Genomic DNA, 23,469 nt, shown 5'->3' with positions numbered 1-23,469 from the left:
GTTTATTCGTTTTTGACAAAAATACTGACATTTAGTCACAATTTGTTAAACGTAAGCAATATCTAATTAAGTGTTTGTTTTATTAGTGAGTTTTATATTAGTGACTTTTTATTAATCTTTTTCTCATATTTAATTGGATCCGTACCCGAATAAATATCGTATTTATTTATGGATATTCGGTAGTCATAACTTAGTCAGTTTAACTTTCGAGTGAATATAAAAAAGCCCGCACTTGAAGTGAGTGCAGGCTTTGTGTTCAATCAATTTAAGGTTATGCTTTAACTGCTTGGCTATCATTTGAAGAAGTTAGAGGCTTGAAGAAGAGCTTCGTTTCTTCGACAACAACGTGGCGTAGTAAAATAAGTCCGATTAGGTTCGGAATTGCCATTAGGCCATTCACGATATCTGCCATTATCCAGATCATGTCGAGCTTTAAGAATGCCCCAGAAGCCACCAACGCGATGAAGATGATCTTGTAAGGTAGAACGGCTTTAGTACCCAGCAAAAATACAACGCAGCGCTCACCGTAGTAGTTCCAACCTAAAATCGTAGTAAACGCAAAGAAGATTAAGCCAACAGAAACCAGCATTGGTCCTAGGGTGTCTGCGTTTAAACCTACAGCGAATGCATGAGTGGTCATTGCAGCACCAGAGAGGTCAGTCTGCCAAGCACCGGTTAAGATCAGTGCCAAACCTGTCATCGTACAGATGATGATGGTGTCGAAGAAGGTACCTGTCATAGAGACAAGGCCTTGTTTCACGCATGAATCTGTTTTTGCCGCAGCTGCAGCCATTGGTGCGCTACCTAAGCCAGATTCATTAGAGAACACACCACGAGCAATACCTGATTGGATGGCAAGCATGATGCTCGCACCAAAAAAACCGCCTGTAGCCGCTGTGTTAGTAAACGCAGAGGTCACAACAAGGGTTATGGCATTCAGTAGTTGGTCTGCATTGGACACCAGAACGCTCAAACATGCGACGATGTACATGATAGCCATGGTAGGAACGACTTTTCCTGCCACCTTAGCAATAGATTGAATGCCACCAAGGGTTACCACTGCCACCAATATTGTAAGAACGACAGCTGACATTTCTCGAGAAGCACCAAATGAAATTTCAGTTGCGTCTAAGATTGCGTTGACTTGTGGGAAGGTACCAATACCGAAGCAGGCAACACCCAGAGCGAACACTGCGAACATCACCGCTAAGATTCTTGAGCCAACACCGTATTGAAGGTAGTACATTGGGCCGCCAACCATTTCACCATTACTATCGGTTCTGCGGTATTTAACGGCAAGTAGACATTCTGCATATTTGGTCGCCATGCCAAATACAGCGGCAAGCCACATCCAGAATAGGGCACCAGGGCCACCAATCTTGATTGCGGTCGCTACACCAACGATGTTACCTGTACCAATGGTCGCTGAAAGCGCGGTACACAAAGCAGCAAAACTGGATACATCACCCGTACCAGATTTGTCTTTGGTGAACACCATTTTTAGTGCAGTTGGGAGGTGTCTAAACTGGAGCAAGCCTAAGCGAAAAGTAAAGTAGATACCTGTACCCACCAGCAGAATAAGCAGTGGTGGTCCCCAAACGAATTGGTTGATGGTTTGTAGTGTAGCTTGTAGGTGGTTCATAGATTCCCCTTAATAAATTAAAAATTTAAGGAGAAGAGGGAAGGCAGCGCAGATCACAGGGATCGGTAGCACTACTTAATACATACGGATTTCTAGATAGAATTCTTTTGTTAATTAAGGCTTGTTGCTTTCCACTCCTCTGTCCTTTTGCCTGAGAGTTTCACTTAGCGAATCACTTATAGATAAGTCACGGGCACTAAGCTTGCTCCTTCGGCGGCCGCTTTCTACTACAAAGTAGTACGGCTCTCTCCAGAGGTTCCTCCAACGACAGTCCTCACTTTTCTGGGGTTAGCCAGCATAAAGCACCTGAAAGATTTACTTCTTCGGCGGGTCAATCTAACTAAATGTTAAAGTTTAGTTAAAAACCACTCTCCTGCAGTCTTCATTGGAACAATTACCTAAATAATCAGGTAATCTGTAGGCGTATCCTAGATCATATAAACTGTGATGTCAGCTACAAAATATCTGTTTGTACAAATGTTGTTCAACTAAATGATCAAACAACGCGACTCTGACGTAACTTGCTTATTTAAATGGTATAAAATAGAGAAACAAGGAGGAGTTATGACTCGACTAATAGCGATTGTTTTTTTATTGGCTTTGGCATTTGTACTGTTTCGTTATCGGACTAACGAAAAGGTGCAAAAAGGGGTAGTGATAGTTATCGTTAGCAGCTTCCTTTTGTATACTGCCAGCTTGATGATTTCAGAGTTAACTCGTTAGGCGCGGTGGTTTCTACTGCGTTTTTAAATGAGCGGTGTTCAAACGACAGTGAGCGAGTGGACATGAGCTTAAGTGATGTATTCAAGGCTTAGGTGATAAGTTTAACTGAATCTTGAATATCAGTGACCGCGTAATGTTAAACATATTTTTGGGAGTACCCGCTAGTGAACCAGCAATCTGGACAAAGCGAACAAGATGAAGTGGTTGTTATTGAAGAACGTGATAAGCGCAGTCAGCTTTATATCGGCATTGCTGCGGTTATAGGTTTAGCGCTAGGTGGCTTAATCGGTTCTACAGTGACGGCTTCGAAGTGGGAGTCCACTTATCAGGTACTTGAAACTCGATACCAAGAACTGCGCGACAGTAAAACGGAATTGATGACGTCAGTGGAAGCGAAGGTGGCAAAAGTCGATACCGAGGTCGATGCAAAAGTAGAAGCTGCGCTAGTCAAACAGGCTGAAGAGCATCAAAAAGAACTCCAAGACTTAGCGAAACAATCTGCAGTTTTAGAGAAAGCGAACTACTCGCTAGAACAACAGTTAAACGAACAACAGCAAACGCTAGACAAAACTAAGCAGGACAACCAGAAGCTAAACCGTCAGGCAGATATGCAGTCGACTCTGTTTGAACGCTCTCGTGAATTGTTCCGTAAAGAATTACAAATTTCTCAAGAACTTGAAAAGCTTGAGAAAGAAAGAGATGAACTTGAACAGAAACTTGGTTCTTTGAAAAAGGCGTGTGACGTGTTTTTAGATGGCACGTCATGGGATTCAAAATCAAATGCTTGTGAGAAACAAGATAACGCTAACTCTCGATTGAGTGATATCAGACAAATGATTCAAGTTCACACTATGGATCTCAAACAAATCAAAACATTAACTGAAGAGATGGGTTTATAGCCCTTATCATCAATATTTAAGTCATGATGATTTGTGACTAATCTAGCTTACAATTAATCAGTATTAAAACGCCCACATCACCTTGGTTGGTGTGGGCGTTTTATGATTATGGGTTCTTTACATATGAATATTAAGTTCTTGCTGTTCGGCGTACCAAAATCTTACTCGATTTATGCCATAGTTTAAGCGCTAGCAACGAACCCCATAGAATAACTTGTCCCCATAACAGCGTCCACTGAGGTGCTACCTCTTGCCAAGACGCGCCCATCTGATTCAGCGCCAAGAAACCTTGAATTGCAGGGGTACTTGGGAATAGCTGTGATAGCAGTACTAACCACTGTGGCATCATTTCAACAGGCCAGATAAATCCAGACGAGAAAATAAGCGGCATCGAACTGATTAACACCACAACCGTGACTAGCTCTCTTCTTGGTACTAGCTCACCGATAAGAATTCCGATCAAACAACTTGCCAATAAGAAAGGCAGCAGCAGAGTTAGAATTTGAGTTATAGAGGCGAGCAAGTTAATCCCATACATCGAGAAACTGGCGCCGAAGTAGTACATGGACAGCAAATAATAAATGCCGACTAAGGTACAACAACGAGCAAGGATCAGTTTGGCTGGTGGCGTTTTACTCCAATATCCAAATGTCGATTGAGCATTTTGTGTTGCGCCAACTAAACCAGAAGCCATGGCTAGGGTTTGTTGCAGAATCAACACAAATACAGCAGGAACAACATAATCGATGTATCCCATGCGACTATTGAAGGTTGGTTTTAGATTCAAGCTAAACGCGCTATAGCCTTTGGTTGCGGACTCTAACGGCACACCTTCGACTAACAAGTGGCTGACCTTAACTTGTGCCGCTAACGTGCCTCCGGCTTTGGCTAACCCTTCAACAATGGTTCCGTACACCAAGAAGTAAGACGCATCGCCTGCATAAGAGAGCGTAGGGCTCTTTCCAAGAAGTAGATCTTTATAGAAATCTTCTGGGATGACGATGAACCCGCCAATCTCTTGGTTCAGCACGGCTTGTTTCGCATCTTCGATGGTGGAATCTCGACGAACCAAATCGATTTGAGAGGTCGCATCGACCATTCTCTCTAACTGGTAGCTGCTTTTGCTCTTATCCAAGTTCACCACCGACGCTTTCAATTGTTGAGGTACTTGATTAGCGTAAGGCAACGGATACAAGAAGGAATAGAAGACTACACCACCGAACACGGTGAGCAATACAACAGGGTTGCGAAGTACCGCTAAGAGTTCTTGTTTCAGTAGTTGAGTAAAGCTCATGGTTTTACTCCTTGTTGTTCTGCTTCTTGTGCTTCTTCAGCGTTAGCTGAGCGTGGTAACTGCGCTAGATGTTTCTTAATTAATAAGATAACCACCAACGCAGGAACCGCATACCACAACATAGAAGTGAGGCTGATTAACGATTGTGCTGCGCTTGCCCCGTAACTGGATTGTGCTGTTTGTACTTCGATGTAGTGACTCACTGGTAACAAGCTTCTCCAGATTTGAGCCGCCGTGTTCATGTCGGTGACTGGGAAAGTAATTCCCATGAACGCAAAACTTGGTGCCGTAAACGCGCCAGCGAAGCTCATCGCTCTTGCTGGATCGAGTGTTAAAAAGAAGAACAAGCAACCCATGATAATACAGCTGATCACAGTCAGCAGTTGAGCAACAGTCAATGCTATAAAACTGCCGTTAAATGGCCAGTCGAGTAGGCAATAGAACCAAAAGCTAAACGCAATACCAAACGCTAAAAACAGAACCACGTAAGGGGTTAACGTTGAAACTAACGACTTTATAGGGGAGTGTGAAAGCCAAGCTTTTAGTCCACGAGCTCGAACGTTTGCAGTCAATACTAAGATCGTGCCAACCACAATCATGATTTGCCATAACGCAGGAATTACGGCTGATACTAAGAACTGCGCATAACTGCTGTTCTTATTAAACAATGGCGTGATCTGGCTTTGTACCGTAACCGCTTGCCCCAATGCTGATTTCACTGTGGTATCACCATGCGAAAGTTGTTTCACCACTTCGAGTTGCGCGTTAAATGTGCCTTGAGCCTGCAGCAGAGCCGAGTTCACCAGTTTGCCGATCAAAATAAATTGGCTGTTGTAGAACACGGAAACTTGCGGGTTTAATCCTAAGTAAATATCTCGGTCAAAGTGTCTGGGTATGACAACATAGCCATAGATATCGCGTTTGATCATCGCCTTAGCTGCTTCGCTCACTGAGCTGTATTTCTGACTCACTTGCAGCGTTGGGGAGGCATCAACTAAGCGCGTGAACTGTTGCGAAATTTGGCTATGTTCAAGATCAACCACCGCAACGGGTAAGTCACGAGCGATGCCTTGTGAGAAAATCAGCCAAATGCTGGCAGCAAGAAGCAAAGGTATCCACGTTAGGCTCGACAACAACCACTTGTCTTTGCGGACTATCGTCCACTGCCTAAGTAATGTACTCGTCACTTTATGATGATCTGATGAGTGAGAGTTAGCAGACATACGTCACCTAAAGCTCAACCACAAGGCTCATGCCCATACGCAGTGTTTCATCAGTGTCGACAGGGCGTGCTTCTACTTCAAATGTACGTAGGTCAAAGCCTTGCGCTGCATCGGTTGAACGCCAAGTCGCGAAATCACCCATGACGGCAATATGAGTCACTTTAAAGGTCAATGATTTATCTAGCGCAGGGAGATAAGCATCAAACTGAGTGCCTTTCTCAAAGTGTTTCAACATGTCTTCACGAACGTTGAACACAGCCCAGGCGTCTTGAGTGTCGATAACGGTGACAACGGGGAAACCTTGTGGCGCTAATTCACCACTGCTCAATAGTACCTGAGCCACTTCACCGCTAAACCAACTGTGGATCTGTGTGTCTTTCGCGTAAGCCTCAACTTCCGCTACCGCACCTGCCGCCATTAACGCTTTTTGAGCAGCTGCCACTTTGGTTTCGTCGCGAGCACCTTCTTGTGCCAGTTGGTACATCTGGAAGGCAGCACTTTCTGTGTATTTCGCGGCTTGCCACTGTGTTTTGGCTTCATCACGCTTCTGCTCGGCAACCACGCCATCGTTGTAAAGATTATTTACTCGTTGGTAGGTTTTGTTCATTAGGTCCGCGGCAGCTTTGGCTTTCAACCATTGGTCTTTCGCAGCTTGGATCTGTTGGCTACGCGCACCATTCTCGGCTTCTTTAGCCAATGCACCTGCCGCTTTCTGTCCCGCTTTTGCTTGTTCTAATTTAGCATCAATTTCTGGGCTAAGAAGAGAGAAGATCAACTCTCCTTTTTCCACTGAATCGCCTTTGCGTACAAAGACTTGGTCTATTCGGCCGGGCACTTTAGAAGAGATACTGTATTGCTGTGCATCGATTTGCCCTTGTAGCTTTACGGGTTGAGGTTGATAAGCTTGGTAAAAACTGTATCCAACCCAGCCAATAATTCCGATACCAACTAAAGATAGAAGAAGGGGTTTAATAGGTTTCATGAATTATCCTTTTGACTGGCTATCGGTGTCTGTTTTTGAATCGAAATCAGACGAAAAAGAAGAAGTTGAGTAACTCGAGTAAGCGTTCATTTCGCTGGTTAGCGCCAAAAGCTTGTTGAGAGAAATGAGGTATTTGAATCGCGCAGCAGATTGCTGGGTTTTAATGCTCGCAAGATAGAGTTCAGCATCAACAACCTCTAACGAATTAGAGAGCCCTTGAGTGAAGGCTTTTTTACGTAGGGATAGGTTCTCTTGAGCCAATGAAAGGCTGGAATTAAGTCCTTGAACCTCTTCAATTGCTTGGTTTGCTTCGAGGTAAGTCTTTTGAACCAACACGGTTAAGTCTTGCTTAGCTTGTGACTTCAGGAATTGAACCTGAGAAACAGCGCTGTGCGCAGCGGCTACTTTGTCTGAGCGCCCTGAGGTATCCAGTAACGGAACGTTCACCCCAATGCCAACCAACCAATCAGGCTTCATTTCGCTGGCTAGAGAGTCATCCTCATACAAGCTGTAATCACCGTAAAGATACACCTCAGGGTAGTATTTACCTTTCTCCGCTTTAATTAAGCTACTTGCTTGTTTCTCTTTCGCATCAAGGATCTTAAGGCCGGGGTAGGTCATGAGTGTTTGATCAATGAACACGTCCATATGAGGTAGGTTCTTGTTGATAAACAGTTGCTCTGAAGGTTCAACGCTTTGGCTTTGACCAAGAATTTGAGTAAGGGCGAGCTGAGCTATTTTAAGATCATTCTGAGCTTTCGTGCGCTCGACAGTTGCTTTGTCTAAAGATGCATCCGCTTGTAGGCGTTCTACGCGCGCGATTTGTCCTTGTTGCTCCAGCTTGATCGCGAAATCACGGTGTTGAGTTAAGCCAGCTTCTACGGCTTGACGGGTTCTTACTACATCTTCTGCTAAGATCACTGAGAAGTAGTATTTACTTAAATCCTCGTATCGCGCCTGCTTTTCCATCAACAGTTGGCTTTGCGCTTCTTCGCTTTTACCTTCGGCTGCATTTTGCGCAGCGGTAATCCGCCCGCCCGTAAAAATAGGCCAAATAGCGCGAATCGAAGAGCTAAAGATGTCTTGTTCGGTGATCGTTGAGGTAACTCCACCAACTAGAGGGCGAAAAATCGCGGATATAGCAGGGTTTACTCCACTCAAGCTATCTGAAAACTGTTCGCCATTGATGGTCACATCACTATCAAGGTGAGTGTAGTTAGCACCTAAGGTCACAGAGGGCAGATTAAGGCTTCCAGTGGCATTTTGAAGATGCTGATAACGCTCAACGTTAGCTTGTTGAGCCGCAAGAGAGTTGTTGTTCTCTTGAAGTATTTGCCATGCTTCGGAAAACGTGAGTGGGGCAGCATAGCTTGGCGAAGTCATCGTACCGAGGAGAATACTGGCGATCGCAAGGTATTGAAGTTTTGGTTTGGTCATCTGTATTAAATACCAATTAGAGTATTAACTCTAATGTTAGCAGGGCGATAGTTATTTGTCTTGAATAGATTGTACCTGCGAATAGATTGTCTCACACCAACAGAAGTATCATAACTCGTTAATCAAGTGTAAAAAGATAGAGTGATGCAGATGTCAAAGATAAATAACACTTAAAAAGCACGCCGCAGCGTGCACTCTAAGTTCTGTAAATAATTGTCTTTACAGCATTTAATGGTCTATTTAAAGCTTGGACAATGGTGATCGGCTCGCCATACCAATTGCTTTGACCCTTGCATTGTTTGTAATAAATCTTTGCCTGACATTTGCGGAAATGCTAACAATACCTTGAGATCACGTGGGGATGTATCGTCTTTCTCATAGGCTCTTACATGAGTGAAAGTAGATTGTAAGTGCTTGAATAGCATAGTCTTAGTTAGACAAATTCCAAAATTATCGCGTTTCATTGCCTGGTTTCCTTTTCAACAATGTTTGTACGTTATGTTTTTTATCCCGTTGTCATTGGACATCACCACTGGCTTACATGCCCTTATTATTAGTGTTGTTTCGTCGTTAACTGAGTCTAGGTGATGTTTCACTAGCACCTCTGAGTTTCATTCCTGTCTACTGTTTAGTAGAGGCAAACAAATAGGGTTGGAGACATCACTCATTTTTAAACTTTCTCAACAGTAAAATGACAAGTTTCTTACTGTACGACACGTCTAGCGAGTCAATGATTGTTGCCTTTCTGTGAATCCAAATTGCGACCTAGATAGCTGTCTTAAAATGGTGACTTACAGTTTAACAACAACAAATCTCTTTATATGCAACTATTATAATTGTATTTATTTTAAACAACCTAAAAACACCTAAAAGCTTAGTGATCTAGCTCAATGTTTACTCGTTTATTTATTTTTTGAGTCAATCTGCTCTGAAATTGAACAGTAGCCTAAGTGACATAACGTAAGGGAATACCAATTAAGAACCAACCCAGTTATTTAGTTGAGTAACAGTCACAAATTCGTATAAGTACAAAGGCTATCGAATTAACTTGGTGTTAACATCAATGGCTAAGTATTAGGGACGTTCTATATGAAATGGAGTAGCATCAGCTTCAGAAAAAGGTTGCTGATTATCATGACGGTCACTGGCCTCGTTGAACTTTTGATACTGTCAGCTGCAGGTTTCTACTATATCAAACAATCTCAAGAGCAAGAGATGGGTTTGAAAGCATTAGGTGTTGCTGACTTTCTTGCTGAATCACCATTTGTCATTCGTATTATTCAAGATAATGGAACCTTTAATTCCAAAGCTGCTCCCCACGTAGTCTCAGAAGAAACCCAACTTAAATTTCGTAACCTTACCCAACTTATTGGTGCAGCGTTTATTGTTGTGGGCGATGAGCAAGGAATTCGTTTGATTCATCCGTATGACGATAGGTTGGGTAAGCCAATGCGTGGTGGCGACAACGAGCAGGCCTTGGTGTTGGGGGAGTCTTATGTGTCGACGGCTAAAGGTTCACTCGGGTTTTCGGTACGTGGTAAATCTGCGGTCAAAGACGCTCAAGGCAATGTCATCGGCGTGGTGTCTGTAGGTTATTTATTGGATTCATTGCAAGATCGAATCGAACCTTACTTAGCCTTTTTGATTGTGATGGCGTTGCTGGTGGTCGCCGTCAATGCGGTGATTTCAAGCTATGTGTCTCGTCGTTTTCAGCGCGCGATTTTGGGGTTTGAGCCAGAAGAAATTGGTCGATTATATGTCGAACTTGATGTGACGATGAGTACCGTAAAAGAAGGCATCCTGAGTATTGATAAACACGGTATTTTACGTTCAATCAACAAGAGTGCCTGCGACATTTTGTCGATAGACAGGGAGAAATCCCTTAATCAGCGCCTTGCCGATGTATTGGCTGGCAGTGATTTGGAGCAACTTTTATCAACGGGAGAAATTGACCACGATGTTGAGTTATACCTGAATAACAAACGAATCATTGCTAACCGTAGCCCAATTACTGTGGCTGGTGAAGTGGTCGGTGCGGTGTCCAGTTTCCGATTACGAGATGAGATTAATGATTTAACTGATCAGCTTTCTCAAACTAAAGAGTATGCGGATTTGCTGCGCTCGCAAACGCACGAACACCAAAATAAGTTAAACACCATCAGTGGCCTAATTCAGATGGGTGAGTTGGAGTCTGTTCAGCAGTTGATTGGACAAGAAACAGCTCACTATCAAAGCCTTATCGAGTTCTTAAGAGAAACGGTCAAAGATCCACTGATCGCGGGCATGTTGCTAGGTAAAACAGAGCGTGCACGCGAGATTGGTTTGGAGCTCAAAGTCGAAGAAGGTTCAAGGCTAGAAACACTGCCAAGTCGGTTAAACGCCGATGATGTCGTCACTATTATTGGCAATCTGATTGATAACGCATTTGATGCCACCATGATGGCCATTAAACAGGAAGGACAAATTGTCCCGGCACGCCGTGTTATCGAAGTGTCTATCAGTGATTTTGGCAATGAAATCATTGTTGAGGTTGAGGATAAAGGGTGTGGTTTACCAAAGCATCTAGCAACCGATGAACTAACAGAGAAAGGTGTATCAAGTAAAGCTAAGCAGAATCGTGGTGTGGGTTTGTACTTGATTAAACAGCTTGCCGATCGTTATCAAGGGCAATTGGAGATGATCGATAATCATGATTTTGGTACTCGAATGACAGTGTATTTACCGAAAGAAGAACAGTAAGAAATGGATATCAAAATTGTGCAGAATATTAGAACAGTGATGACTGGACATAACATGTTGAAAGGAAGGACATAATGGATGCAATCACGAGAGTCATGGTCATTGAAGATGATATTGCGATTGCAGAGCTTCACCATCGTTATTTAGATCTGATGGGAGGCTTTGATGTGGTCGGAATTGCGACTACACAGTCTGAAGCCTTAATGCAATTGGATATCTTAAAGCCGGATTTGGTTTTGTTGGATGTGTATCTTCCTGACGGGTGTGGGTTGGATATTCTCAATCATGTCCGTGGCGCCAATCAAGGGTGTGATGTTATCTTAATCACCGCAGCACGTGATGTCGATACATTGCAACAAGCGATGCGTGGCGGAGTGGTGGATTATCTACTTAAGCCGGTTATGTTTCCTCGCTTAGAAGCGGCATTGAAAAAGTACCAGTCACAGCAACAAGAATTTGAAAGTGTGTCTGACCTCAACCAAGGATTGGTGGACAAGATGTTGCAAGCGAACGCGAAAGATAATGCAGGGAAAATATCAACTCTACCCAAAGGAATCGATGGGGTAACGCTTAATAAGATCAGAGCGCTTTTTCAGCAAGTAAGCGCGACCAACATCACGGCGGACGAAGCGGGTGAACGTATTGGTGCAAGCCGAACCACAGCCAGACGCTACTTAGAGTTTTTGATCACGACGGGCGAGTTGGTTGCCGACTTAAACTATGGCACCGTCGGTCGCCCTGAGCGGTGCTATAATAGAGCGAGACGATAGGGCAAATCAGAAGGTAGTACTCTTTACTTAAAATCTTCCCTTCTACTTAAAGTACTCCTCCTGCTTAAAGATTCCCGTTTGCTTGAAGATAGCGCTTAATTTAAACGCAGAATGCGAAATCAGTTGAGTAAAGCGCTGTTTGCTTTCTTCGGATATCCCGCAGTTAACTCCACCGACCAGATACCATTCTTTATTAACTACAATGTCCGTGAACGAGGAATTATCGTCACCACGGGCTTTACGAACTCAATAATCGCTTATATTCCGGACAAAGTGAGCCAATATTTAATCGATTGCCTTCACAGTGGTTGATGTAAATCAAATAGTCATAGACAATACTGTCCCGAATAGAGGTGATAGCTTTCACCCTCATTTACCAAACGCATTCTCAAGTGTAATAGGCACTTGCTATTGATGTAATAGTTAAGACCTATTATCTATTTTTGTATGTCGCTGATACCTTTGGCGAATACTAAAAACCTTGTTTTTATAGGAAAGATGATGGTAATACCTGAAAACAGCAGCATCGTTATTTTTGGTGCGTCGGGAGATCTAACTTATCGTAAGTTAATTCCTGCTTTATACCACCTGTATGCTAGCAATCAACTTCCTGAATCCTTTGCGATTCTTGGAGTGAGCCGTACTGAGTACAGCGACGAGTCTTACCGTGAGAAGCTGAAGAAGTCTCTTCAGGAAATGGAAAAAACTGAACCAGAGACGCTAAATGCATTCATTGAGCATTTGCATTACCAGGCGATCAACACTTCAGATGTAGACGACTACGCTCGTTTAGCACAACGTCTAGATAATCTTGAGCAAGACTACCAATTCGAAAACCATAACACACTGTTCTATTTGGCAACGCCGCCAAGTTTATATGGTGTGATCCCAGCAAATCTTGCTGCGCATGGCCTGAACGATGAGAAGAACGGCTGGCGTCGTCTTATCATTGAGAAGCCATTTGGTTACGACCTCGCATCTGCTCAGGCGTTGGATGAAGAGATCCATCATCACTTCCAAGAACACCAGATCTACCGTATCGACCATTACCTCGGTAAAGAAACGGTACAAAACCTTCTAGTGCTTCGTTTCTCAAATGCGATGTTTGAACCACTGTGGAATCGTAATTTCATTGATTACGTTGAAATCACGGGTGCTGAGTTCCTAGGCGTTGAAGAGCGTGGCGGATACTACGACAGCTCTGGAGCTGTGCGCGACATGTTCCAAAACCACTTGCTACAAGTATTAGCAATGGTTGGCATGGAGCCACCTGCACAGATCAACGCGGATTCTATTCGTGACGAAGTGGTTAAAGTCCTTCAGTGTCTAAAACCACTAGAAGAAGATGACCTGCGTAAAGACTTGGTCCTAGGTCAATACACAGCATCAGACGTTCGCGGCCAGCAATTGTTAGGTTATCGTGAAGAACCAGGTGTTGCGGATGACTCTCGTACTGAAACTTACATCGGCTTGAAAGCTCACATCAATAACTGGCGTTGGAATGGTGTTCCTTTCTACGTACGTACTGGTAAACGTTTACCTACACGTGTAACTGAAATCGTGATTCACTTTAAGAACACACCACATCCAGTATTTGGCCAAGATGCACCAGAGAACAAACTGATTATCCGTATCCAACCGGATGAAGGTATCCAGATGAGCTTTGGTTTGAAAGAACCTGGTGCAGGCTTTAAGGCAAAAGAAGTCAAGATGAACTTCTCTTACTCTGACTTGCCTGAAACTCAAATGCTAACGGCTTATGAGCGTCTGCTTCTTGATGCGTTAAACGGTGACGCAACTCTGTTTGCACGTACTGATGCGGTAGAAGCATGTTGGAAATACGTTCAACCAATCTTAGACTTCAAACAAGATCCTCAAGCACTGTTTGGCTATGCTTGTGGTACTTGGGGCCCACAGGAGGCGGATGAGCTTCTACAACGTGATGGCCGAGCATGGCGTTTCCCATGCAAAAACTTAACAGACACGGATTACTGCGAATTATGATCAATCACAAGATCTTTGCAACGCCAGAATTGGTCGTTGAAAACCTAGCAAACGAAATGAAAGCTTACAGTGAACAAGGCAAACCTGTTCATATTTCATTGTCGGGCGGCAGCACGCCAAAAATGCTCTTTAAGCTGTTAGCTCAAGCACCATACGCAGAAGGTATTCAATGGAATAACCTTCATTTTTGGTGGGGCGACGAACGTTGCGTGGCACCAGATGACGCTGAAAGTAACTTCGGTGAAGCGAATGCGTTACTGTTTTCGAACGTGAACCTTCCGGCAGAGAATATCCACCGCATCCGTGGTGAAGATGAGCCTAACGCTGAAGCCGAGCGCTTTGCTAAAGAAATGGCTGATGTGATTCCTGGTGAAAACGGCACGCCTATTTTCGATTGGATTCTGTTAGGTGTTGGTGCCGATGGCCACACAGCTTCGCTATTTCCGGGTGTAACTGATTACCAAGACGAGAGACTCTCTTTATTAGCTTCTCATCCTGAGTCCGGTCAAATCCGAGTTTCTAAAACGGCGAAAGTTTTAGAAGCAGCAAAACGAATCAGTTTCCTAGTACTGGGTGCAGGTAAAGTTGAGATCGTTAAAGAAATTCATACAACTCCTGCTTCAGAATTGCCTTATCCGGCAGCGAAAATCCAGTCTAAAGCTGGCGAAACAGAGTGGTTCCTAGATTCAAGTGCAGCAAGTGCTATCGCATAAGTGCGAATAGCCGCAAGGAGATAAAATAATGAAAGGTGATATCGGTGTAATTGGCCTAGCAGTAATGGGTCAGAACCTTATCCTAAACATGAACGACCACGGCTTCAAAGTTGTGGCTCATAACCGTACTGCTGCTAAAGTAGACGAGTTCCTAGAAGGCCCAGCTAAAGGTACTAATATTGTTGGTGCTTACTCTCTAGAAGAGCTAGTTGAGAAGCTAGAAGCGCCACGTAAAGTGATGCTTATGGTTCGTGCAGGTGACGTTGTAGATACGTTCATCGACAAGCTTGTACCACTTCTAGACAAAGGCGACATCATTATTGATGGCGGTAACACTAACTTCCCAGACACTAACCGTCGTGTTGCTGCTCTTCGTGAGAAAGGCATCCACTTCATCGGTACTGGTGTTTCTGGTGGTGAAGAAGGTGCTCGTTTCGGTCCTTCAATTATGCCAGGCGGTTCTCCTGAAGCTTGGGAAGCGGTTAAGCCTATCTTCCAAGGTATCTCTGCGAAAACTGACGCGGGTGAGCCTTGTTGTGATTGGGTTGGTAACGACGGTGCTGGTCACTTCGTTAAGATGGTTCACAATGGCATCGAATATGGTGACATGCAGCTTATCACTGAAGCATACCAGTTCATGAAAGATGGCCTAGGTATGAACCACGACGAAATGCAGGCTGTATTTGCTGACTGGAACAAAACTGAACTAGACAGCTACCTTGTAGAAATCACTGCTGATATCCTTGGCTACAAAGATGAAGACGGTGAAGCACTTGTTGAGAAAATCCTAGACACTGCTGGCCAAAAAGGCACAGGTAAATGGACAGGTATCAACGCACTAGACATGGGTATCCCACTGACTCTAATCACTGAGTCTGTATTCTCTCGTTGCCTGTCTGCACTTAAAGACCAACGTGTTGAAGCTGAGAAACTATTCGGCAAGACAGTTGCTCCAGTTGAAGGTGACAAGCAAGAGTGGGTTGATGCAATTCGTCAGGCTCTACTGGCTTCTAAGATCATCTCTTACGCTCAAGGTTTCATGCTAATGCGTGAAGCGTCGAACGAAAACGGCTGGGATCTAAACTATGGTAACGTTGCACTGATGTGGCGTGGCGGTTGTATCATCCGTTCTGCATTCCTAGGCAACATTCGTGATGCTTACGAAGCGAACCCAGACATCGCTTTCCTAGGTTCAGATGCCTACTTCAAAGGTATCCTAGACAACTGCATGAGCGCTTGGCGTAAAGTTGCAGCTAAGTCTATGGAATCTGGCATCCCAATGCCTTGTATGACTTCTGCACTAACGTTCCTAGATGGCTACACTACAGCGCGTCTTCCAGCGAACCTTCTACAAGCTCAACGTGACTACTTCGGTGCTCACACTTACGAGCGTACTGACCGTCCACGTGGTGAGTTCTTCCACACAAACTGGACGGGTACAGGCGGCGACACTGCTTCTACCACTTACGACGTATAATCGTTAGTTAGAATCAGTTAAGAACACGTTCGTTCTTTCAGCTGTAAACTAGAAAACAAAAGGATGCGAATCGGCATCCTTTTTTGTTGCTTGAGCATTTTTGTTAATTTGAATGGTGAGGTTTCGGAACCGAAGAAGACTCCCGAGATGCAGGGCAGTTGATGTTACCCCCGAATGTTAAATGACCAATTCGAAATTAATTTTAAAGATAAATAGGATCACGAGCATGCTTTATGCCATCATAAAGGCATAGATAAGGGCAACGGATCTAATGCCCAAGTGATTGAGCTAGAAATGGTCAGTGATGACGGTGTTCTAGAGTAAATTCAAGGCCTTTAGTTGCCTTGAAAAAGGTAATGTTATGACTGAAGAAGAAAGAATCGAACTGCAACAAAATAACCCATTGCATGGCTTAAAGCTTGAAACCATGATCACTGAATTAGTGGATCATTATGGTTGGGAAATTTTGGATGCAGCAATGCGCATGAACTGCTTTAACACTAAACCAACGGTAGCAAGCGCTGTTAAATATCTAAAGAAGACAGAATGGGCCCGTGAGAAGGTAGAAAACTTTTACCTGTATCGTTTTAAGCGTATGCCTAAAGCGTCTGATATCGAATATCAGATGCCACCACGTTCACGTACGTTCCGTCACGGTTTAGAACCTCGTGAACCAATGGAGTTGACGGTTGAGTCTATTCAAGCGTCACAAGCTAAAGCCGCGTCTGCTTTCAAAGAACGCCGAGGTGGCAACGGTCGTAACTTTCGCCGTTAATTAAACGTCGTTAAATAAAGCAGCCTAAATAGGTTAAGTAACCTAAGGCCGAAAAGTGATAAGCATAAAATACAAAGGAGCCTCAGAGCTCCTTTTTAATGCGTGTAGCTTTAGTAATACGTCTTAAGTTTCGCGGTTTTTTCTTTGATTCTTCCAAAGATCGGCGATATAAATAATTGCACTGACGAGTAAGAATAGCGCTGACACAGAAAATAGAGCAGGCATTTTTAGGATCCACGCGAATGTGGCAGCAAGAAAAGCGACAAAGCAAATGAGTCGACTTGATGACATGATATGACCGAGTTTAATGTTCATAACGCCTCCTAATGAAGTCTCACTTTCGACAGAAGAATTATCCCACTTCCCATAGAGAAAAGACTAAAAAATAGTCTAAATTGTTATCAAATTTACTAATTAAAGGACTCGTCTCACATATATCGGTGTGGCTGTTTTATAAGCAATAAAATAGCGAGATAGGTAATGTGAGAGTCAACTCTTCCACTCTGTCTTCCTGTTAGAATTAAGCTTAGTCTTGAGTTTAATTAGCATAAAACCTAGTTGGCATAGAAAAAGTAAGCGGTGATTAAGAAACTCGCGATGATCACTGTGTTACGAACATATTGTTGTGGGATGCGGCGAGAGATTTTTGCTGAGTAATAGCCACCAACTAAGGTCCCCATCAAAACGGCCATGCCTGACGGCCAATCAATAGAGCCATTCACGATAAAAAACACGATTGCAGCAAGTGATACACAAGCGGATACAAGCAGTTTAATGCCATTCATGACGTTGATATTGGTATATCCCGCCAGTGCCAAGTAGCTCAATGTCACAATGCCCAAACCTGCATTAAAATAACCACCGTAGATACAGACAATCAAAAGCAATAAAGCGGAAAAGAATGCGCCTGCGCTGGTGGCGTGCTTATGTTTTGCTGCAGCTTGTTTAAGCCACTTATTGAGCGTGCCGCCAAACGTGAATAGCAGAGCGGCGAACAGCAATAACCAAGGAACGGATTGAGTAAATAGCGCTTCTGGTGTGTGTAACAATAGAAGCGCTCCGATGCCACCACCCATTACGCATAAAGCGATGGTCAGCTTTAGCTGCTTGGTGCCAGATTGAATTTCATGGTGCAGGGCATAAGCGCCACTGATATAACCAGCGCATGAAGCAAAGGTGTTGGTTGCGTTGGCCGCAATAGGAGGGACGCCAGCAAATAGCAGAGCGGGAAAGGTGATAAAACTGCCTCCGCCAGCGATGGAGTTCAGTACACCGCCAATCACGCCTGACGAGAATAGAATCAACCAATCCATAGTTTAGAATCCAATACGTTAACTAATCGGTTACCTTACTTGAATTTGTTATGAATATCAGCGCCATGTGTGTTGTAAAGATAGGTTTGTGAGTTTGCTACCATCTTTAACCGCTGGTTCGAATTGAGGCTCTAAATGAAAAAAGGAGCCAATGGCTCCTTTCGTTGAGGTTTAGTTGATTCGGTAAAGCTTTACACTTCTACTGGTTTTGTTCTAAAGCTCTTGAACAGCTTAACTAGAATCGGACTAGCAAGAACTAATACAGCCAAGACAGTGAATGTCATGGTGATAGGACGTTCCCAAAGGAAGCTTAGCTCACCATCGCTGATCATCAGTGCGCGTCTTAAGTTTTCTTCCATCAAACCACCTAAGATAAAGCCAAGTAGTAATGGCGCCAGTGGGAAGTTAGCCAGCCTTAACGCTATCGCTGCCATCGCCACAATGAGCATCACAAACACATCCATCGTGTTGAAAGACACCAAGTACACGCCAGTGATTGAGAAGAAGATAATCATTGGCAGCAGTACCGTTCTTGGTACCGCTAGCAGTTTGGAGATATATGGGATAAGCGGCAGGTTTAGAATAACCAATACAATGTTGCCAAAGTACATAGAGATAATCACCGACCAGAATACATCTGGGTGTTCAACGAATAGGCGAGGGCCCGGTTGGATGCCGTAAGCGATCAATGCACCTAGCATGATTGCAGTGGTACCAGATCCCGGAATACCTAGCGTCAGTAGCGGAACGAATGAGCCACTTGAAGCCGCGTTGTTTGCTGATTCAGGAGCCACAAGACCACGAATACTGCCTTTACCGAACTCTTTCTGTTTGTCTTTTGGTGCAAGGCTACGTTCCATACCGTAACTCAAGAAAGCGGCAATGGTTGCACCAGCGCCAGGTAGAACACCGGTAAAGAAGCCAAGGATCGAAGAACGAATCGAAACGGGCGCTACTTCTTTGAACTCTTCTTTGGTTACCTTCATGCTGCCAATATCGGCCATCTTTTGGCTTTCTTCGCCGCTGGTGTCTTTCTCTGGTTTCAAAATACCCATTAAAGTTTCACCAAGCGCGAACGTCGCCATAGCCAGCAATAGGAAGCTGAAGCCATCCATTAGATCCGTGAGGCCGAATGTGAAGCGCTCAACACCAACGCCTTTGTCGATACCTACGGTTGAAAGCATCAAGCCTAAGATGGTCATCATCCACGCCTTGATAACCTGACCTGGGCCTGCAAACGCCGCTACAGCCGATAAACCTAATAGCATCAATGCAAAGTAGTCTGAAGACTGGAAGCTCAATGACACGCTTGCTAGAGCCGGAGCTGCAATCAAAAGCATAATTGCTGAAAGTGTACCGCCAGTAAAAGAAGAGTAAGCAGCAAGAGCCAGTGCTTTACCAGCTTGGCCTTTTTGTGCCATTGGGTAGCCGTCGAATGCCGTTACTACCGTAGAAGAACAGCCTGGAGCATTGATTAGGATTGATGATGTTGAACCACCAAATACCGCACCGTAGTAAACACCGGCCATCAAAATAAGACCAGAAGATGGGTCTAGGCCGTAAGTGATAGGGATCATCAGAGCAATGGCTGAGATTGGACCTAACCCCGGAAGCATCCCGATGAAGGTACCTACGAAACAGCCCACGATTACCATCATGATGTTCATTGGCATCACAGCGGTAGAAAGTCCTTGTAAAATTCCGTCTAACATAATGTTATCCCTACCAAAGAGTGAAGATTAAACCAGGCTCTAGGTAGATATCTAAGCCTTGAGTTAAAAGAAGAAAGAACGCGATAACGAAAGGAAACGACGCGCCAAACAAGATAGATTTACGGCGCTCACCCAATAGGTAGAAGCCCGCTAATAAGAAGAAGCTTGTAGCTAAAACAAAGCCAAGATACGTCAGCCCAACACCGTACAGTGCCATTAACACCAAGAAGCCAATCAGCAGTTTCCAGTTCAGCGGCGTTGTTTCACATTTGACTTTCTTGTTTGGTTCTCCAGTGACAAGCAAAATCAACGATAACCCGATACCGATGAAAGTCAGCAGGGTAGGCAATGTTCTCGCGGTAAAGGGTTCATATTCATCACCGGGAAACAGCGGAATCAGGGTAGTTTGGTAGCCATAGCACAAGCACGCCAGCATAAAGATCAAAGCTCCGAGACGATCGCCTGAAAGCAAAGATTCCTTACTGAAAAATTTGGTTGGTAAGTCCGACATATCCAACTCCATTTGTGTGGTGTAGAAAAGTAAAAAAACCGTACATGAGCGAGTCAATGAAATGTCTGGGATCACTAACCGAAGGTAAGCGAACTACAGTGCTTGGGCTTAGCAAGCCGCTTGTGTTTACAACGAATCAGCAAGCGTTAGTAACACGTCTACAAATAAACAAAGGAGTTTGAAGTTAACTCATGTACGGCGAAACAAGGAAAGAGTAAGAGGGCATAAAATCCCTCTATCGTTGTTGGTTATTTCAAGAAACCAAGCTCACGCATTAGGTCGCCCATCTGTTTTTCTTGGTCTTCTAGGAAGGCGTAAAAATCTTTGTCCGCTTTGTAGTTGTCGATCCAACCGTTACGGTCGCGCACCACTTGCCACTCATCGGTTTTGTACATTTTGCCTAGAGCTTCATTCCATTCATTGATTTTCGCTTGACTAGTGCCCGGTGCCGCGAAGAAACCACGCCAGTTAGCGAATACTGTTTCGTTGCCGTACTCAGTCAGTGTTGGGATGTTAGGTGCTGCTTCAAGACGTTTTGGTGCTGTTACCGCCAGTACTTTCACCTGCCCAGACTTAGACATCTCGAGTACTTCACCAAGACCAGTTGAAAGCAGTTGTGTTTCACCAGAAAGCAGTGCAGCCATTGCTTTGCCGCCCGCATCGTAAGCAATGTAGCGAACCTTTTTCGCATCAAAACCTTCACCTTTGAACGCTGCGGCTACAACTAGGTGATCCATGCTGCCACGAGCTGAACCGCCAGCAATTTTCACTTTACGTGGGTTGGTTTCGAATTCCTTTACTACGTCTTCCCACGTGTTGTACTTAGAATCTGCAGACGCAACGATTGCGCCGTAATCGGCAATGGTTGCAGCAACAGGCGTTAGGTCACGGAAAGACTGTGGAAAAATACCCGTGAGAGAGCGCACAACGATAGGTGTTGAGTTCACCATTAGCGTGTCTTCTTGGCGTTGAGCCGTTTCAATTAGGTGTGCAATGGCTTTACCGCCGCCACCACCAGATAGGTTTTGGAAAGAGACATTTTCTACGATGTCTGATTTCACCAGTACATCACCGGTACCACGAGCTGTCATATCCCAACCGCCACCAGCGCCGCCAGGGATTAGGAAGTGTATTTTTTCTACGTCAGCAGCAAAAGTGTTGAAAGAAAAGGTTGCTGCGATAATAGAAGCCGCAAGAGTAGGTTTCAGTGCCTTGAACATGTTCACGTTCCTTATGTAGGGGCTCTCTTCAATGGAGAGAAACTTATGTTTATATCCAGCTACTAAACACACGAGTAGGGTATTGCTTAGTAGATGAAGCTAAAGTTAACGATGTGTTAACGAATTGTCTGCAATGCGGCGATATTGAGGATAAAGAACATTGGGTGAATAAAGTTCATAAAGTTCACGGATTGGTTACTCTCTCTTATCCATAAAAGAGTCACGTATGTTGATGTAAACAAATATCTCGAGGTCACGTGCTAGATGATGAGATCTAGAATGACTGTATTGTAGAGTGGGCGATGAATGAAAGGCGCAGGTAAATGCGAATTTTTTCATCTGAGGGTTATATGTAAAGGCGTTATACCAGTAAGGCGTTTAAAAACTGAAAGAAGCATAGAAAGTAGATGAGATCATAGCAATTTTGTTCAATAACGGGTTTTGAAGTTTAGGTACTTTAGTGTTTTAGCAAAAGAATAAACGGAACTGTCATGGAACAATTATGGGTAGCTATGTTCACATTTGCGATGATTGGAGCTTTGTCACCTGGACCGGTAAATATCGTGGCAACTAGTACGTCGGCCAATTACGGCTTAAAGGTTGCGTTGAGGTATGTAGTAGGAGCGAGTATTGCTTATGCCACCATCGTTTTTTGTTCAGGAAGTTTATTGCGATTATTAGCAAGTGGGATTCCAAATATTGCATGGTTGATGAAAATTGTAGGGACCCTATTTTTACTCTACCTCGCAAAACAAATTGCTTTTGCGCCATATCAAAGCATTGACGCTATTTCGCAAGACAAAGCCCCTAATGCGTGGCAGGGCGCATTTTTGCAATGTATAAATCCCAAGGCTTGGTTAGTTGCGATGTCGGGTATTAGTTTATATGTTGTCGATCAGCCATCGTCTTCCATCGCGCTACTGCTCTTTACCTTGATATCTCTAGCTGCATGCTTAGTGGGGGTGGCGAGTTGGGTATTTTTAGGACAGGCGATAAGAAAGGCATTACAATCTGAGGTGAAGCAAACAATGTTCAACTGGGGTATGGCTGGACTACTCGTCGTTTCGATAGTAAGTATTTGGGCATAAGAAGGAGAATGATATGGCAAAGGATCGCACGGTCGCTTTTAAGCAAAGCACCTTGTTGCCGAACATTGAAATTAGAATAGCGGATAAATCGAGCGCATGCTATGACGCGCATTCTCACGATGAATTTTCGTTTGGTGTTATTCAGCAAGGCGCTGCTCACTACCGCAACCTAGGTTCCCAACACCAAATAGGGCGTGGTGATATTGTTACTATTAACCCCTCAGATATTCATTCTTGCAATCCTGTTACGGTAAGTTGGTCTTATAACATGCTATTTGTGGATACTCATTGGATGGGTAATATCCAACAGCAAATAACAGGGGATAGACAATACGATTATTGTGCGTTTTTGCACGATTACGAGAAAGGGGGCGAGGTAAGAAACAGCTTTCAAAAGCTTTACACTTCTCTTGTTAACGGTCACTCCTATCTTGAGGCCGAAACTCATTTTTATGATTTTATTGAAGAATGTCTCCAGCAGTCGAACACCAATACCTTGCGTACAACGTCCGTGTTACCTCACCTTCAGCGCGTAAAAGAAAAACTATTCGATAACGTTGAATACAATTTGCGTTTGTCTGAGATCGCGGAAGAGGTAGGCGTTAGTCAATATCATCTTATTCGTAGTTTCAAACAGTTTTATGGGTTATCACCGCATGCGTATTTGCTTGATGAACGGATTAAACGTGCGAAATCCATGCTTAAGACAGGGCAAACAATTGTCGACACTTCAAACGCGCTTGGTTTTTCTGATCAAGCGCATTTTCAACGTAACTTTAAGAGGAGAGTGGCAGTAACACCAAGGGTCTATCAATCCTTTTTCCTCTGATTTAATCGTTGTAATTCGCTCCTTCTTAAATACTACCTTAGTCTAAATTGTCGACAATTCTCTTGATTGTCGATAATTTAATCGTGTATTTTATATTCATGTTATAAAACTGTTGACA

At 43.9% G+C, this 23,469-nt stretch carries 21 protein-coding genes and 1 riboswitch; of the genes, 10 read left to right on the top strand and 11 right to left on the bottom strand.

Features of this window, described 5'->3' with window-relative positions; translation table 11 throughout:
• Window positions 1–271: 271 nt before the first annotated feature.
• Window positions 272–1,642 (bottom strand): alanine/glycine:cation symporter family protein, encoded by a 1,371-nt coding sequence (locus OCT63_RS18575; protein WP_161687720.1) that lies wholly within the window; start codon window positions 1,640–1,642, stop codon window positions 272–274.
• 129 nt (window positions 1,643–1,771) lie between these two features.
• A riboswitch (glycine riboswitch) is annotated at window positions 1,772–1,905 on the bottom strand.
• A 301-nt stretch (window positions 1,906–2,206) separates the two neighbouring features.
• Here OCT63_RS18575 and OCT63_RS18570 point away from each other — a divergent pair.
• Window positions 2,207–2,365, top strand: coding sequence for a hypothetical protein (locus OCT63_RS18570; protein ID WP_046222879.1), 159 nt, complete (start codon window positions 2,207–2,209; stop codon window positions 2,363–2,365).
• A 164-nt stretch (window positions 2,366–2,529) separates the two neighbouring features.
• Window positions 2,530–3,264, top strand: a complete 735-nt coding sequence (locus OCT63_RS18565) for a hypothetical protein (protein ID WP_060467572.1) — start codon at window positions 2,530–2,532, stop codon at window positions 3,262–3,264.
• Between the two features lie 130 nt (window positions 3,265–3,394).
• Here the strand turns inward: OCT63_RS18565 and OCT63_RS18560 are convergent, their stop codons facing one another.
• The 5 genes from OCT63_RS18560 to OCT63_RS18540 form a co-directional block, all read right to left on the bottom strand.
• The gene (locus OCT63_RS18560) at window positions 3,395–4,558 is read right to left on the bottom strand and encodes an ABC transporter permease (protein WP_161755227.1); all 1,164 of its coding nucleotides are present in this window, start codon (window positions 4,556–4,558) and stop codon (window positions 3,395–3,397) included.
• Window positions 4,555–5,781, bottom strand: a complete 1,227-nt coding sequence (locus OCT63_RS18555) for an ABC transporter permease (protein ID WP_269984284.1) — start codon at window positions 5,779–5,781, stop codon at window positions 4,555–4,557. Before OCT63_RS18555 ends, OCT63_RS18560 begins: the two co-directional genes overlap by 4 nt.
• 7 nt (window positions 5,782–5,788) lie before the next feature.
• Window positions 5,789–6,763: an HlyD family secretion protein gene (locus tag OCT63_RS18550; protein ID WP_161672085.1), complete on the bottom strand. Its 975-nt coding sequence runs from the start codon at window positions 6,761–6,763 to the stop codon at window positions 5,789–5,791.
• Window positions 6,764–6,766: 3 nt separating this feature from the next.
• Entirely contained in the window at window positions 6,767–8,200 is a 1,434-nt protein-coding gene (locus OCT63_RS18545; RefSeq protein ID WP_161687714.1) for a TolC family protein, read from the bottom strand.
• Between the two features lie 236 nt (window positions 8,201–8,436).
• Window positions 8,437–8,664: a hypothetical protein gene (locus OCT63_RS18540; RefSeq protein ID WP_060467577.1), complete on the bottom strand. Its 228-nt coding sequence runs from the start codon at window positions 8,662–8,664 to the stop codon at window positions 8,437–8,439.
• Window positions 8,665–9,289: 625 nt separating this feature from the next.
• Between OCT63_RS18540 and OCT63_RS18535 the strand changes: the two genes are divergently transcribed.
• From OCT63_RS18535 to OCT63_RS18510, 6 genes are all read left to right on the top strand, one after another.
• The gene (locus tag OCT63_RS18535) at window positions 9,290–10,939 is read left to right on the top strand and encodes an ATP-binding protein (protein ID WP_161672083.1); all 1,650 of its coding nucleotides are present in this window, start codon (window positions 9,290–9,292) and stop codon (window positions 10,937–10,939) included.
• A 74-nt stretch (window positions 10,940–11,013) separates the two neighbouring features.
• Window positions 11,014–11,709 carry a response regulator gene (locus OCT63_RS18530; RefSeq protein WP_161678283.1) on the top strand — a complete coding sequence of 232 codons (696 nt, stop codon included), beginning with the start codon at window positions 11,014–11,016 and terminating at the stop codon, window positions 11,707–11,709.
• A gap of 501 nt (window positions 11,710–12,210) precedes the next feature.
• A complete protein-coding gene (gene zwf / locus OCT63_RS18525; protein WP_017055239.1) occupies window positions 12,211–13,713 on the top strand; it encodes a glucose-6-phosphate dehydrogenase in 1,503 nt (500 codons plus the stop codon).
• Complete coding sequence (pgl, locus tag OCT63_RS18520; RefSeq protein WP_269984285.1) at window positions 13,710–14,426, top strand: 6-phosphogluconolactonase; 717 nt, start codon at window positions 13,710–13,712, stop codon at window positions 14,424–14,426. The genes zwf and pgl overlap by 4 nt, the downstream gene beginning before the upstream one ends.
• 28 nt (window positions 14,427–14,454) lie before the next feature.
• Window positions 14,455–15,903, top strand: a complete 1,449-nt coding sequence (gene gnd / locus OCT63_RS18515; protein ID WP_161672081.1) for a decarboxylating NADP(+)-dependent phosphogluconate dehydrogenase — start codon at window positions 14,455–14,457, stop codon at window positions 15,901–15,903.
• A 361-nt stretch (window positions 15,904–16,264) separates the two neighbouring features.
• Complete coding sequence (locus OCT63_RS18510) at window positions 16,265–16,678, top strand: VF530 family DNA-binding protein (RefSeq protein WP_017055242.1); 414 nt, start codon at window positions 16,265–16,267, stop codon at window positions 16,676–16,678.
• A 123-nt stretch (window positions 16,679–16,801) separates the two neighbouring features.
• Here the strand turns inward: OCT63_RS18510 and OCT63_RS18505 are convergent, their stop codons facing one another.
• From OCT63_RS18505 to OCT63_RS18485, 5 genes are all read right to left on the bottom strand, one after another.
• On the bottom strand, window positions 16,802–16,993 hold the full coding sequence (locus OCT63_RS18505; RefSeq protein ID WP_060467583.1) for a hypothetical protein: 192 nt from the start codon (window positions 16,991–16,993) through the stop codon (window positions 16,802–16,804).
• A gap of 239 nt (window positions 16,994–17,232) precedes the next feature.
• Complete coding sequence (locus OCT63_RS18500; protein ID WP_269984283.1) at window positions 17,233–17,991, bottom strand: sulfite exporter TauE/SafE family protein; 759 nt, start codon at window positions 17,989–17,991, stop codon at window positions 17,233–17,235.
• A gap of 191 nt (window positions 17,992–18,182) precedes the next feature.
• Entirely contained in the window at window positions 18,183–19,703 is a 1,521-nt protein-coding gene (locus OCT63_RS18495) for a tripartite tricarboxylate transporter permease (protein ID WP_161755215.1), read from the bottom strand.
• Window positions 19,704–19,713: 10 nt separating this feature from the next.
• The gene (locus tag OCT63_RS18490; RefSeq protein ID WP_060467586.1) at window positions 19,714–20,214 is read right to left on the bottom strand and encodes a tripartite tricarboxylate transporter TctB family protein; all 501 of its coding nucleotides are present in this window, start codon (window positions 20,212–20,214) and stop codon (window positions 19,714–19,716) included.
• 248 nt (window positions 20,215–20,462) lie between these two features.
• Window positions 20,463–21,434 (bottom strand): tripartite tricarboxylate transporter substrate binding protein, encoded by a 972-nt coding sequence (locus OCT63_RS18485; protein WP_060467587.1) that lies wholly within the window; start codon window positions 21,432–21,434, stop codon window positions 20,463–20,465.
• Window positions 21,435–21,925: 491 nt separating this feature from the next.
• On the opposite strand from OCT63_RS18485, the gene OCT63_RS18480 reads away from it, so the two are divergent.
• Window positions 21,926–22,522 (top strand): LysE family translocator, encoded by a 597-nt coding sequence (locus OCT63_RS18480; protein ID WP_269984282.1) that lies wholly within the window; start codon window positions 21,926–21,928, stop codon window positions 22,520–22,522.
• Between the two features lie 13 nt (window positions 22,523–22,535).
• The gene (locus OCT63_RS18475; RefSeq protein WP_060467589.1) at window positions 22,536–23,351 is read left to right on the top strand and encodes an AraC family transcriptional regulator; all 816 of its coding nucleotides are present in this window, start codon (window positions 22,536–22,538) and stop codon (window positions 23,349–23,351) included.
• Window positions 23,352–23,469: the final 118 nt, after the last annotated feature.

The sequence above is a fragment of the Vibrio sp. RW genome (assembly GCF_027587105.1).
Lineage (GTDB): Bacteria > Pseudomonadota > Gammaproteobacteria > Enterobacterales > Vibrionaceae > Vibrio > Vibrio toranzoniae.
Note: the sequence above shows the minus strand (reverse complement) of the source record. Positions and strands in the feature narration are given on the sequence as shown.